The 13482-nt window shown below is 69.5% G+C and carries 13 protein-coding genes; all 13 read left to right on the forward strand.

Going from position 1 to position 13482, the window contains the following annotated elements; genetic code table 11:
• Positions 1-540 precede the first annotated feature (540 nt).
• The 13 genes from AAHG09_RS09415 (at position 541) to AAHG09_RS09475 (ending at position 13482) form a co-directional block, all read left to right on the forward strand.
• On the forward strand, positions 541-960 hold the full coding sequence (locus tag AAHG09_RS09415) for a hypothetical protein (protein WP_039892282.1): 420 nt from the start codon (positions 541-543) through the stop codon (positions 958-960).
• Between the two features lie 81 nt (positions 961-1041).
• Positions 1042-1446, forward strand: a complete 405-nt coding sequence (locus AAHG09_RS09420) for a FixH family protein (RefSeq protein WP_010682433.1) — start codon at positions 1042-1044, stop codon at positions 1444-1446.
• Positions 1443-2945 carry an efflux RND transporter periplasmic adaptor subunit gene (locus AAHG09_RS09425; RefSeq protein ID WP_127991784.1) on the forward strand — a complete coding sequence of 501 codons (1503 nt, stop codon included), beginning with the start codon at positions 1443-1445 and terminating at the stop codon, positions 2943-2945. Before AAHG09_RS09420 ends, AAHG09_RS09425 begins: the two co-directional genes overlap by 4 nt.
• On the forward strand, positions 2942-6115 hold the full coding sequence (locus AAHG09_RS09430) for an efflux RND transporter permease subunit (protein WP_010682431.1): 3174 nt from the start codon (positions 2942-2944) through the stop codon (positions 6113-6115). The genes AAHG09_RS09425 and AAHG09_RS09430 overlap by 4 nt, the downstream gene beginning before the upstream one ends.
• 19 nt (positions 6116-6134) lie before the next feature.
• On the forward strand, positions 6135-6611 hold the full coding sequence (locus AAHG09_RS09435) for a DUF411 domain-containing protein (protein ID WP_010682430.1): 477 nt from the start codon (positions 6135-6137) through the stop codon (positions 6609-6611).
• Positions 6612-6694: 83 nt separating this feature from the next.
• Complete coding sequence (locus tag AAHG09_RS09440) at positions 6695-6907, forward strand: heavy-metal-associated domain-containing protein (RefSeq protein WP_010682429.1); 213 nt, start codon at positions 6695-6697, stop codon at positions 6905-6907.
• 111 nt (positions 6908-7018) lie between these two features.
• Entirely contained in the window at positions 7019-7474 is a 456-nt protein-coding gene (locus AAHG09_RS09445) for a hypothetical protein (protein ID WP_051072116.1), read from the forward strand.
• A 476-nt stretch (positions 7475-7950) separates the two neighbouring features.
• Positions 7951-8283, forward strand: coding sequence for a four-helix bundle copper-binding protein (locus tag AAHG09_RS09450; RefSeq protein ID WP_024827676.1), 333 nt, complete (start codon positions 7951-7953; stop codon positions 8281-8283).
• Positions 8284-8347: 64 nt separating this feature from the next.
• Positions 8348-9097, forward strand: coding sequence for a MauE/DoxX family redox-associated membrane protein (locus AAHG09_RS09455; RefSeq protein ID WP_010682426.1), 750 nt, complete (start codon positions 8348-8350; stop codon positions 9095-9097).
• A gap of 8 nt (positions 9098-9105) precedes the next feature.
• Positions 9106-9870, forward strand: a complete 765-nt coding sequence (locus AAHG09_RS09460; RefSeq protein ID WP_010682425.1) for a hypothetical protein — start codon at positions 9106-9108, stop codon at positions 9868-9870.
• 66 nt (positions 9871-9936) lie between these two features.
• The gene (locus AAHG09_RS09465) at positions 9937-10239 is read left to right on the forward strand and encodes a metal-sensitive transcriptional regulator (protein ID WP_010682424.1); all 303 of its coding nucleotides are present in this window, start codon (positions 9937-9939) and stop codon (positions 10237-10239) included.
• A gap of 16 nt (positions 10240-10255) precedes the next feature.
• Positions 10256-11512, forward strand: a complete 1257-nt coding sequence (locus AAHG09_RS09470) for an SIR2 family protein (protein WP_010682423.1) — start codon at positions 10256-10258, stop codon at positions 11510-11512.
• A gap of 608 nt (positions 11513-12120) precedes the next feature.
• On the forward strand, positions 12121-13482 hold the full coding sequence (locus AAHG09_RS09475) for a hypothetical protein (RefSeq protein WP_039892281.1): 1362 nt from the start codon (positions 12121-12123) through the stop codon (positions 13480-13482).

Here is a 13482-nt window from a genome sequence, read left to right on the forward strand (position 1 = left end):
AAGATGACGGGCCATCGCGGTGCGGACCGCGGCATCAAAAGAATTCCCGCAACGCCGTAACGATGAGCGCGAAACGAACGGATTCAAGGCAAGGAGCACCAAGCTCCAAAGTGAATAAACGGGTCCCGCCATGAGAACCAAGATCGTTCCCGTTCTCGCCAGCATCGCGATGTTTGCCGTGCTGCCCGGTCACGCGCTCGCGGGGTGGATGGACAACGTCCCATCCCGCTTCATACCCCAGACACATCGGACGCCGCTCCGTCCTGTCGAGGCGCCGGACGTTGGCTTGACGACCGGATCGATCACCAAGATGCCTCGCCGTCCCTCCACCGGCCGACATGGCCGGCCCGAGACTTCCAACGCCACCGGGCGTCCCGATCTGTCGAGGAGTGCATCCCTCGCACGCGAGGCGGAATGCGCCTGAAGCCGGGGGCCAAACTGCACAGTGCGGGCGGTCCCGACCATGCCGCGACCATGCCGCATTGTGGGCGCGCCGCCATCGACCTTCCGCCCCGACAGAAAAGCTGGCATCGTGGATCCGTGACGTTCTGGCTCGCCATGAGGCGGCTGATCCCGCTGCTCGCGGTGATCGGTCTGGCCCTGACGCCGGTAGCCGCCCCTGCGGCAGCCGCGGGCATGCGCGCGTCCGCGGCGGCGCAGGCGCGCACCGTGCGCGGGACGACTGCGGCAGCGGACCACGCCGACATCGCCGGGTCGGGCATGGACGATGCGGACATGGACGACATGCCCTGCTGCCCGCCCGGGAAGACGGCGAAGCCCGACTGCGCCAAGGCGGGTTGCCCGCTCCTGGCGCTGTGCCTGGCGGGAATCGCTTCCCTCCTGCCGACCGCGGTGTCCGTCCCGGCACCTGTCGCGATGCGGACAATTCGAGCTTGGCCCGCCGCGGAGGCGTTCGCCAGCGTGCACGGGACACCGTCACCCGAGCCTCCCCGAGCCTGAACCCGATGCCGCCGGCGTGCGCGCCGGCTCGACGCCGCGCGCCCGCGCGCCGGCGACCATCGCGTTCAGGAGACGACATCCGTGACCAGAAACCCTATCGCGCGTGCCCTCGTGGCAGCGCTGCTCGGTGCCGCCTTGTCGGGACTGGCGCGGCCCGCGCTCGCCGACATCAAGGACTACGCCTTCGAGCTGACCGGGAAGGAGGCCAGAGTCGGCGAGGCCATCCTCGCCGTACGCCTCGTCGACAAGCGCACCGGCAAACCCGTGCCGGATGCGGTGATCTTCGCCCGGCGCATCGACATGGCCCCGGACGGCATGGACGAGATGATCTCGAAGATCGAGCCGATCCCGTCCCCCGAGCCGGACGTCTACCGGTTCCGGGCGAAGCTCTCGATGGCCGGAGGCTGGCGGCTCTCGCTCGCCGCCAAGGTCCAGGGCGAGACGGGCACCGTCGAGGACAGGCTCGAATTCCGGGTGGTCAAATGAGCCGGCGCGCATGGTTCGCCGGGACCCTTGCCGCGTTCGCGGCGGCGGGGACCGGGTACTGGGCGGGCCGCGATGGCGGCCCCGTGCCGGTTCTCGTCGAGCGCGCGCGGGCCGAGTTCGCCGAGTGGGTTCCGGCCTCCGCGCCGGAGCCGAAGGCGCCGACGGAGGCCACGGGTCCCGTAGTCTACTACCGCGACCCGGACGGGAAGGCCGCCTACTCGCTCGCGCCGAGGACGACGGCGGACGGGCGCGACTTCCGCGCGGTGCGGGCGAGCGAGGACGTACGCCTCGACGGGTCCGAGGGCGACGCCGCGACGCCGACCGGCGAGGCCGGCCAAGACACGGCGACGCGCGGAACCGAGGGGGCCGGGACGTCCGCGGCGGGCCCCAGGAAGGTGCTCTACTACCGCAACCCGATGGGTCTGGCGGACACCTCGGCCGTTCCCAAGAAGGATTCGATGGGGATGGACTACATCCCCGTCTACGCGGGCGACGACCAGGACGGCGACGTCGTGACGGTCTCCCCCGGCAAGGTCCAGCGAACGGGCGTGCGGACCGAGGTGGCGGAGCGGCGGGTGGTGGCCCAGCCGGTTCGCGTGCCCGGCACCCTCGCCCTCGACGAGCGGCGCGTCACCGTCGTTGCGACCCGCTCGGACGCCTACGTCGACCACGTCGAGAACGTCACGACCGGCGACCGCGTGCGCAAGGGCGAGGCGCTCGTCCACGTCTACTCGCCCGAGATCAACGCGGCCGCCGCCCAGCTCATCGCCAACCCGGGCTTCGACGGGGCGCGCCGCAGGCTCCAGAACCTGAATGTCTCCGAACCCGTGATCGACGAGATGGAGCGCACCCGGAAGGTGCCGATGGCCATCACCTGGTCCTCCCCCCGGGACGGCCTCGTCCTGCAGCGGACCGCCATCGAGGGCATGAAGGCGGCGGCCGGCGACACGTTGTTCCGGATCGGCGACATCTCGGTCATGTGGGTCCTGGCCGACGTGCCCGAGCGCGACCTCGCCGGGGTGCGGGTCGGCCAGGCCGCCACCGTGCGGCTGCGCTCGGCCCCGGGGCGCACCTTCTCGGGCAAGGTGGCGGTGATCTACCCGCAGGTGAACCCGGACACGCGGGCGACGCGGGTGCGCATCGAGTTGCCGAACCCGGACGGCGCGCTCCTGCCCGACATGTACGCCGACGTCGAGATCGGCACGGGCACGGGGAAGCCCGTGGTCGCGGTCCCGGACGACGCGGTGATCGACACGGGCGCGCGCCAGGTCGTGCTCCTCGACCGCGGCGCGGGCCGCTTCGAACCGCGCGAGGTCAAGGTCGGGGTCAGCGGCGGCGGTTACACCGAGATCCGAGACGGCGTCGCGACCGGCGACCGGGTGGTCACGGCGGCGAACTTCCTCATCGACGCCGAGAGCAACCTGAAGGCGGCGCTGCAGTCCATGGCGGCCCCGAAGGCGGACGACCGGCAGGCCGCGAACGCGGAGGGCAAACCGTGATCGCGCGCCTTATCGGTTGGTCGGCCCGCAACCTCGTCCTCGTGCTGGTCGGGACCGTGTTCGCCGTGGCGGCGGGAATCGCCGCGGTGCGCACCCTGCCGCTCGACGCCATCCCGGACCTCTCGGACGTCCAGGCCATCGTCTACACCGAGTATCCGGGCCAGGCCCCCCAGGTGGTCGAGGACCAGGTCACCTACCCGCTGACCACCGCCATGCTGACGGTGCCGCGGGCCAAGGTCGTGCGCGGCTTCTCGTTCTTCGGGGTCAGCTTCGTCTACGTCATCTTCGAGGACGGCACCGACCCGTACTGGGGCCGCTCGCGGGTGCTCGAATACCTCAACACGGCGGCGAGCCGGCTCCCTCCCGGGGTGACGCCGACGCTGGGGCCCGACGCGACGGGGGTGGGCTGGGTCTATGAATACGTCGTGGTCGCGAAGGAGCGCACGCTCGCCGAGCTCCGGTCCCTGCAGGACTGGGTGATCCGGTTCGGGGCCTCGCGCGCCGAGGGCGTGGCCGAGGTCGCGGGCGTCGGCGGCTTCGTCAAGCAGTACAACGTCGTCGTCGATCCGAACCGCCTGCGGGCGCAGGGCATCAGCCTGAACAAGCTCCGGGACGCCATCCGGGCGAGCAACGCCGACGTCGGGGGCCGCACGGTCGAACTCTCGGAGTTCGAGTTCATGGTGCGCGGCCGCGGCTACCTGAAGGGCGTCGCCGACATCGAGAACATCGTGCTCAAGACCGCGGGCGGCACGCCGCTGCGGGTCCGGGACGTCGCCCGCGTCGAGCTCGGGCCGGACGAGCGCCGCGGCATCACCGAGATGAACGGCGACGGCGAGGTCGCCGGCGGCATCGTCCTCCAGCGCTTCGGCGCGAACGCGCTCACCGTCATCGAGAATGCGAAGGCGAAGCTGGCCGAGGTGGCCAAGGGCCTGCCGGCCGGCACCGAGATCCTGCCGGTCTACGACCGCTCCCAGCTGATCGAGGCGGCCATCGACACCCTGCGGCACACCCTGGTCGAGGAGAGCGTCGTCGTCTCGCTGGTCTGCGTGGTGTTCCTGTTGCACGTGCGCAGCGCGCTCGTGGCCATCCTGATGCTGCCGGTCGGCATCCTGATGGCGCTCGCGGGCATGAGGGCCCTGGGGCTCGGCGCCAACATCATGAGCCTCGGCGGCATCGCCATCGCGGTCGGCGCCATGATCGACGCCGCCATCGTGATGATCGAGAACGCCCACAAGCACCTGGAGCGGGCGCCCCCGGGCAAGCCGCGGGTCGAGATCCTGGTGGAGGCGGCCGCCGAGGTCGGCCCGTCGCTGTTCTTCTCGCTGCTCATCATCACCGTGAGTTTCCTGCCGATCTTCACCCTGGAGGGCGAGGAGGGGCGGCTGTTCGGGCCGCTGGCCTACACCAAGACCTTCGCCATGGCGGCGGCGGCGATGCTGTCGGTGACGCTGGTCCCGGCCCTGATGGTGCTGTTCGTGCGTGGGCGCATCGTTCCCGAGCACCGCAACCCGGTGAACCGGCTCCTCATCTGGCTCTACCGGCCGCTCATCGCCGGGGTGCTTCGCGCCCGCATCCCGGCCGTCCTGCTCGCCCTCGGCGTCCTGGCCGCCACCGTCTGGCCGGCCCGGCAGCTCGGGTCGGAGTTCATGCCGGAGCTGAACGAGGGGACGCTGATGTTCATGCCGACGACCCTGCCGGGGATCTCGGTGACCAAGGCAGGCGAGCTGCTGGCAACCCAGGACCGGATCATCAAGAGCTTCCCGGAGGTGGCCTCGGTCTTCGGCAAGGCGGGGCGGGCCAACACGGCGACCGACCCTGCGCCGATGGAGATGTTCGAGACCATCATCACCCTGAAGCCCAAGGCGCAGTGGCGGCCGGGCGTGACGCTCGCGAGCCTCAAGGCCGAGATGGACAAGGCGCTGCAGTTCCCGGGCGTGTCGAATGCCTGGACCCAACCGATCCGCGCCCGCATCGACATGCTCTCGACCGGCATCCGCACGCCTGTCGGCATCAAGGTGCTCGGGACCGACCTCGACGCCATGGAGAAGGTCGCCCGTCAGGTCGAGGCCGTGGTGCGCGACGTCCCGGGGACGTCGAGCGCGTACGCCGAGCGGGTCATCGGCGGCTACTTCCTCGACATCACGCCGGACCGCGAGGCGCTTGGGCGCTACGGCCTGTCGGTCGGCGACGTGCAGGACGTGGTCGCCACCGCGCTCGGCGGCCAGAGCGTGACGAACACCGTCGAGGGACGGGAGCGCTACACCGTCAACGTGCGCTACCCCCGTGCCTTCCGCTCCGACCCGCGGGCCATCGCCGACGAGGTCCAGGTCCCGTTACCGGCGGGCGGCACGGTTCCGCTGCGCGAGGTCGCCAAGGTCGCGCTCACCCGGGGCCCGACCTCGATCCGCACCGAGAACGGGCAGCTCGCGGTCTACATCTTTGTCGACCTCACGGGCCGCGACCTTGGCGGCTACGTGGCCGACGCGCGGGCCGCGGTCGACCGCGAGGTCGAGCTCCCCCCGGGCACGACCCTACAGTGGAGCGGTCAGTACGAGTACCTGGAGCGCGCGGCGGCACGCCTCAGGATCGTGGTGCCCCTGACGCTGCTGGTCGTGTTCCTGCTCCTCTACCTGAACTTCCGGCGCCTGACCGAGACGCTCATCGTGATGCTGTCGGTCCCCTTCGCGCTGGTCGGGGGCGTCTGGCTGATGTGGTGGATGGGCTTCAACATGTCGGTCGCGGTGGCGGTGGGTTTCATCGCGCTCGCGGGCGTCGCCGCCGAGACCGGCGTGATCATGCTGGTCTACCTCGACCATGCTTGGGACGAGGTTCGCGCCGCGCGTCGGCTGGAGGGTCGGCCGCCCACGCAGGGCGACCTACGGGAGGCCATCATGGTCGGCGCGGTCGAGCGCGTGCGCCCGAAGATGATGACGGTCGTCGCCATCATGGCCGGCCTGCTGCCCATCCTGTGGAGCACGGGCTCCGGCTCCGAGGTCATGCAGCGCATCGCCGTGCCGATGATCGGCGGGATGGTCTCCTCGACCGTCCTGACCTTGATCGTGATCCCGGCGGTCTACGCCCTGGCGAAGGGCCGGGGGCTGCTGTCGGAGGCCGAGGCGGAACCCGCGGATGCCGGAACGCCCGGGCGGCCGTCCCTGGCCGCGGAATGAGAACCGAGAGGAGCGGACGATGAAGATCGAACTCAAGCCGACGCGGCGAACCGCCCTGATCGGCCTGGCGGCAGGCTTGGCCGTCGCACGCCGTGCGGGAGCCGGGGGCCTGCCCGAGGTGGCGGTCACCAAGGACCCGAGTTGCGGCTGCTGCGAGAAGTGGGTCACGCACATGCGCGAGGCTGGCTTCACCGTGACGGTGACGGAGGGACCCGTGACCCCGCTGAAGGTCCGCCTCGGCGTGCCGCGCGATCTCGCCTCCTGCCACACCGCCCAGGTCGGCGGATACGTGATCGAGGGGCACGTGCCGGCCGGCGCGGTCAGGCGGCTCCTGACCGAAAGGCCCGAAGGCACCGGCCTGGCCGTGCCGGGCATGCCGGCGGGCTCGCCCGGAATGGAGGTCGAGGGCAGGGAGCCCGATACCTACGCGGTCGTCCTGTTCGGGCCCGGAGGGCGGAGCGCGTTCGCCCGCTATCGCGGAGGCGAGCTGGTCTGACGGCGCCGACCGGACCCGCAACCCTTGACCTTACCACCATGGGAATCCCCATCTCGCAGGGACGTCACACACGGGAGAACGTCATGTATCGCTTCAAGGTGTCGAAGATGGGCTGCGGCGGCTGCGCCAAGTCCGTGACGCGCGCGGTTCTCGGCATCGAGCCGGACGCACAGGTCGAAGTGGACCTGGGAGCCAAGCTCGTGACGGTGTCGGGCTCGGGCGGCCCCGCCGACCGGATCGCCCGGGCGGTGACGGCGGCCGGCTATCCGGCAGAGCCGGTGCATGCCCTGGCGTGAGGCGGTAGGCTGAAACCAAACCCGTACGTGCGCATTCAAGTTCGTGAGGCCATTCAGGCCTCGCCGCCGCAACCTGGGTCTTCAACCCGCATGGGTCCTAACCGGCCAGTCGTGCGCCTGCTCACGGCGATGATCCTCGCGATCGTCGCCTACTTCGCGCCGTCCGCCGTCCAGGCCCATGAGGGGCACGTTCATTGCGGCCACCGCGGTCACCAGCAAACCGCCGCGACAAAGGCTGATGCGGCGCCTGCCGCCCGGCCGGTGAGCGTCCAGTTGATGCGCAAGGCGGCGATCCAGGTGACGCTTCCGGCTCACTCCATCATTCGGGCGCCGGCCGCGATGACGTCAGGCTCGCTTCGGGCGGACGACGCCGGCGCGGGTTGCTCCTGTGCCTGCGTGGGCTGCGTATGCGGGTCGATGGCCTGCTGCGCGATCGGCATCGTCGTCGGTCACGCGTCCCTGACGATGCCGCTCTCACGGGTCGTCGTGCTGATCCCGCACGATGCCGCCGGTCATGCCGGCATCGGACCCGGGGCGCTGCGCAAACCGCCCCGAACCCTCGTGTGAGTTGAGGCGCGCCCGAGGCGCGCGACGCCCTGGGTGCGCCCGCGTTCGCGTCGTTTCCCGGGCGGGCTCGACGCGAGAGCCATTCGCCACGTCGAACCGTTCACGCCCGGCAGGCGCGGAGTAGCCGACCGCCACCGTCACGGCCGAGCGGCACGAGCGTGTGGAGGCCGCGTACCCCCGCCCGAGCGCAAGCCCGTCGCACCGTGGGGCGAGGCGATGCCCGGGATGTCCGACACCGCCGTCACGTCAGCCGGATGCCCGACTCCGACCTCCCGAGACGACGGTCACGTCCCACCGGACGCGGCCGCCGTCCGCAAGGAGCAAGCGGTGGCTGACCGATTGCACCCGGGAATGCGGACCGATGAACCTTATCGAAATTTCATGATTGAATAACTGGTATTGTTCGGCTCAAGGAAGAAATACTCGCGCTTGCGTCGATCAATACTTAAGATCCCATCTTGAAAGGAGCGAGACAGATGCATCAGATATCGAGCGAAATGCAGTCCTGCATCGACGAGTGCCTGCGTTGCTATCAGACCTGCCTCGGCATGGCCTCGAACCACTGTCTTGAGGCGGGCGGCAAGCATGCCGAGCCGGAGCACTTCCGGCTGATGCTGGCCTGCGCTGAGATATGCCGGACCTCGGCGCACTTCATGCTGCTCGGGACCCCGCATCACAAGCACACCTGCGCGGAGTGCGCCGACGTCTGCGAGGACTGCGCACGCAGCTGCGAGCAGGTCGGCGACATGGACGACTGCGTCGCGCAGTGCCGGCGCTGCGCCGAGAGCTGCCGGAAGATGGCGGCCTGAACGACAACTCTGAAACCCGACCGGGAGGGGCGACGCCCCTCCCTCCGACCGACGAGGACGACAGATGTCAACGGCCACCGCCCGCAAGGCCACCCTGTACCGCATGGTGATGGAGAAGCACCTCTGCCCATACGGGCTGAAAGCCAAGGACTTGCTCGAACGCGAAGGCTTCGAGGTCGAGGACCACTGGTTGACCACTCGTGAGGAGACCGACCGCTTCAAGGCCGAGCATCAAGTCAAGTCGACGCCGCAGACCTTCATCAACGGCGAGCTCGTCGGCGGCTTCGACGACTTGCAGCGCCACTTCGGCAAGGCCGCCAACGACCCGAACGCCACGACCTACACGCCCGTCGTCGCGGTCTTCTCGATGACGGCGCTGATGGCGCTGGCGGCGAGTTACGCCGCCTACGGAACGCCGCTGACGATGCGTGCGGTCGAGTGGTTCATCGCCTTCAGCATGTGCGTGCTCGCCCTCCTGAAGCTGCAGGACGTGGAGAGCTTCTCGTCGATGTTCCTGGGCTACGACCTGCTCGGGCAGCGCTGGGTACGCTACGCCTACGCCTACCCCTTCCTGGAAGGCATCGCGGGCGTCCTGATGGTGGCGGGCGCGCTGGACTGGATCTCGATTCCCGTCGCCCTGTTCATCGGCACGGTCGGCGCGGTCTCGGTGTTCAAGGCGGTCTACGTCGACAAGCGCGAGATCAAATGCGCCTGCGTCGGCGGGTCGAGCAAGGTGCCGCTCGGCTTCGTCTCCCTGACCGAGAACCTGATGATGGTCGCCATGGGCGTCTGGATGCTCGCCGTCCACCATTGAGCAGACCGGTGCCGACCCCGCCCTTCTTCCCGGACCTCGACCGCGAGCCGCACCCGCAGGCGGCCGCTGCGGCCGCGCGCTATCTGTCGGCCGTCGACGAGATGCTGCCGGGCCTCGTCACGGGTTTCCACGTGGTCGGCTCCGCGGCGCTCGACGATTTCGTGCCCGGACGATGCGACCTCGACTTCGTCGCCGTCGTCGCCCGACGGCCTGACGGCGAGGTGCTGGATCGCCTCGCCGGCCTGCATGCCGCCCTGGCCGGTTCCGGAAGCCCCGCCCTCGACGGCACCTACGTCGCCAGACCCGACTGGCAGGGGCAGCAGGCGGAGGGGCCTGCCGTCCGGGACGGGCGCTTCGAGCCGCGGTCGCGGCACCGGCGCCGACCGGTGGACAGGCTGGCCCTGGCCGAACACGCGCTGACGCTGCGCGGGCCGGCGCCGGGCTGGCGTGACGTGCCCGAGATCGACGGGTGGGCGGCCGGGGCGCTTGATGCCATGCGGATCTCCGCCGCCGACCTGGAGGTGGACGAGGCCGTCCTGGGTGCCTGTCGGCTGCACTACCTGCTCGCGCTTCGGCGCATTCCCTCGAAGTCCGAGGCGGGTCTCTACGGCCTGATCTCATTCGAAGGGCATTGGCGGCGCATCATCGACGAGGCGTTGCGCCTGCGCCGCTCCCCGCGAGCGCCGGCCCTGTACGGGGACGAAGGCGAGCGCCGCCGGGACGCGCTCGCCTTCGTCGGGGCGGCCGCGAGGGACGGGCTGTCCGTGGCATGAGTGCGCCCCAGGGGTTCCGGCGGCGCGTCCGAGCACCTATCTTGGCGGTCGCAACACGGGCCCGAGATGAGCGAACCGGACGACAGGCACGGCGGCGTGGCCGTGGACCATACCCGCCAGATCGCCCGGCTTCGCCGCATCGAGGGGCAGGTCCGCGGCCTGCAACAGATGATCGAGAACGGCCGCTACTGCGTCGACGTCGCCCACCAGGCCGATGCCGTCATCGCCGCTCTCCGGCGGGTGCAGTCCGACATGCTGCGCGACCACATGCAGGCGCTCGTGCACGCCACGCTCACCGGGAACCTGCCCGAGGAGGAGCGGACACGCCTCGCCGACGAGATGAGCCGCCTCATCGCCAAGGTGGTCTGAAGACGGGAGGAGCGACGTGCCGAAAAGAAAACTTCTGCTGGTCGTCGGCGCCGGTGCGTCCCTCGAATTCGGCATGCCCCCCGTCGCGGGGGTCCGGGCCATCATCAACGACGCCATCCAGGTGCGCTACCCGTTGCTCGCCGAGCCCGCGACGAACCTGTACGAACATGTCGAGGGCTTGGTCAGAGCCCACTGGCAGCGGACGGTGCCCGAGTTCCTGCGCCGCGAGCCGCACTACGAGGACTTGCTCTACGCCATCTTCGCCGTCGCCGCGGCTTACCCCGCCGGCGCCGCGACCTCGGCGTTGGGCGCGGTCGTGACAGCCAAAGGAATGCCCAACGTCTCGCTTTTCGGTCGGCAGGCCACACCGGTCGGGCCGGACACCCTGCGCGACCTCGGCCGCGCGTCGGTCGATGCGGTCGTGGAGGCGTTCCGCGAGCGCTGCGCCGCCAGCGAGGCGGACAAGGCGTCCGAGTTCGCGAAGCTCCAAGTGCTGGTCGCCGCGTTGCAGGCCGAGTTCGACATCGCGGTGGTCACCCTGAACTACGACAATGTGATGTACCGCGCCTTTCCCGGCATCGAGACCGGCTTCGACCCGGCGACCGGCATGTTCGACCAGGAGCGCATCCTCCGGCGATCCGGCTGGGCATGCATGCTGCACCTCCACGGGTCCGTCCATTTCGACATGGAGCCGGGTTCGACCGGAGACATGCACGAGATCCGCTGGCAGCCGGATATCCGCGGCCGCTTCCACCAGAACGCCGGCGGCCGCAGCACGCGCTCCCACGTGGAGGGCATCGATTTCCCGACCTCGGTCATCGTCGCGGGATACGGCAAGACGACCCAGATCCTGAAACGGCCCTTCCGCACCTACTACTCCGAGCTCGACCGTCTCGTGGCCGGATGCGACGCCGTGCTCTTCGCCGGATACGGGTTCGGCGACGAGCACCTGACCGTGGCCTTCGAGGGCTTCCGCGATGCGCGAAACCGACCGGTCGCCGTCATCGATTTCGCGTGGGACGACGCCATGACGATGGGGGGCGCCGACCTCGGCGGCCCCAACGCCATGGTCGACGAGATGGTCCGGACGTTCCTGACCGAGCCGCGGACCATGCGCGCCCTCGGCTACGCGGCCCCGCAGACGGTCGCGGACCTCAAGGCCGCCCGTGAATTCGAGACCTGCGTGGACCCGGCCACGCCCTTGGCCGTCTGGTACAACGGCATGCTCGCGGCCTGCGAGGAGCCGGCCAAGGTTCTCGCGCGTCTGGCGTGACGTTCGGGTCAAGGGGACGGTTCGCATCGACCCGGCGGGCAGTGCCGAAGGACCGTGGCTTTCCGAGACCGTACCGAAGGACTTCCGATTCCGCACCGTCCCGGAGATGACGCAGCTCAGTGCCGACGCCAAGTCGACGGTGCGCTGGCGAGCCTCCCGTTCGGGGGCGGCCAACTTGCCGCGACGCCTGGGTTGCCGGTGCCGGGATGTCTCGGCTGCCATCATAACCTCCGCCCGCAGGGTCGCCGGTGCGATGTTGGTCGCCAGGATCAAGGATTTGGCCGACGAGCATGGCCTAGCGGTTTGCGGCCATCGTTCCGCTGAAGTCATCGGAAGGAATGCAAGCCCTCCTTGAACGGTGACGCCGCCGTTCCGCCGGATTGATGCGGCGAGCGACGGTCCAAGTCGCGGAGGATGGATGGAATTTTTGCGTGCGACATCCGCAGGCTTAGTCAGCCCAAACAAAACAAGGGTTCAGAAGCGCGTTCAGTAGCTCTTCCGCAACACTCGCAGTGGGAAGCCTGTCCAGGGCGAGCATTCCCCCGACCGACCCTTCCAAAACGCGCCCAGGTAAAATACCCCTAAGGGGTATCGGGTCGGAGGGCGGCATGATCGGACGGCGGATCTTTCTCACCGGCGCGATGGCGTCGGCGGCCTCGGTAGCCTTGGGCGGCACCGCCGCGCGGGCCTTGGGCGGCATCGAGCAGCGCAACGAGGTGAGCTTCCTGCGGGGGCCCTACAACCTCGCCTTCTACTACCGGCTCAACAAGGCCTACCGCATCGGGGCCGGGATGCACTTCTTCCACTCGAAGCAGCACGACCTGCTGCAACTGACCCGGTTCGAGGACCACGCCGCTGTCGATGCCCGCTTCGACAAGGAGGCGCAGGAGTGGCTGCGCGACCCACCGGCCATCGAGCCGGAGATGCCGTACTACTCGAACTACGTTGACCGGGCGATGCACACGCTGTTCCGGACCATCGACTGGACGCACATGCATCACGAGCAGACCTACGACGTGATGGCGTTCCGCGAGATCCCTTGGGCCGAGAAGAAGGCGTGGACCGACCGAGCGGTCAAGTATTACCTCACGATGCAGACGCCGGGCGTGCCCCGCAGCGTCGCCCCGCTGGAGCTGACCATGCGGCGGGCGGGCATCATGATGAAGCCCTACTTCAATTATTTCCGGAACTTCTATCCCCTCGACCAGAGCCTGTTCTACGTCGCCCACTGGTGGCACCCGGCCGCCTACGAGACGCAGATGATCTCGGGCAACCGCGACCAGGAGGCCGCGATGGCCCAGACCATCGACCTCATGTACCGCGAGGTCATGCCCGACCGGCCGGGCCGCATGCTGCTCTCGCGCGAGATCATGCCGCGCTACGCCCGGATGAGCCCCGAGAGCGCGAACATCTTCGACAACCTGCACATGCTCCACGGCATCGCCTACTCGATCCTCGCCTACAAGGGCTGGTCGGTCGAGGAGAAGCGGGCCGAGATGTACCGGGTCATCGAGGCCATGGGCTACCAGCCCGGCGACGAGGCCTACGCCCGCAAGTTCCGCGAGCCCCATCCCGGCTTCGACCCGAGGACCTATCCCGCCTGGGTGCGCTCGCCCCAGGGCGCGATGGGCATGATCATGATGGACATGCTCATGGAGATGCTGCCGATGATGTACCCGGGCGGCCTGTCCAAGGCGCAGCGGGCCGCCGTCATGCGGCAGATGATGATGAACGGCCGTCTCGGCATCGAGCCCGGCGAGGTGCCCGGATCGCTCCACGACGCCCTGATGCAGGTCGCGCCCGGCATGATGGCGATGCCCGGCTCGACCGAGCCGGGCGAGGTCCCGGCCATGATGGTCGAGCGCATGGTCCAGGCCTGGAAGGCCAAGGCTGCCCGCATGCCCGACGTCGCCCCCATCGACATGACCGTCGAGCCGAGCCTCGGCCCGGCCCGCGTCGCCGCCCGCTGA

This window comes from Methylobacterium guangdongense (assembly GCF_038442355.1).
GTDB lineage: Bacteria > Pseudomonadota > Alphaproteobacteria > Rhizobiales > Beijerinckiaceae > Methylobacterium > Methylobacterium guangdongense.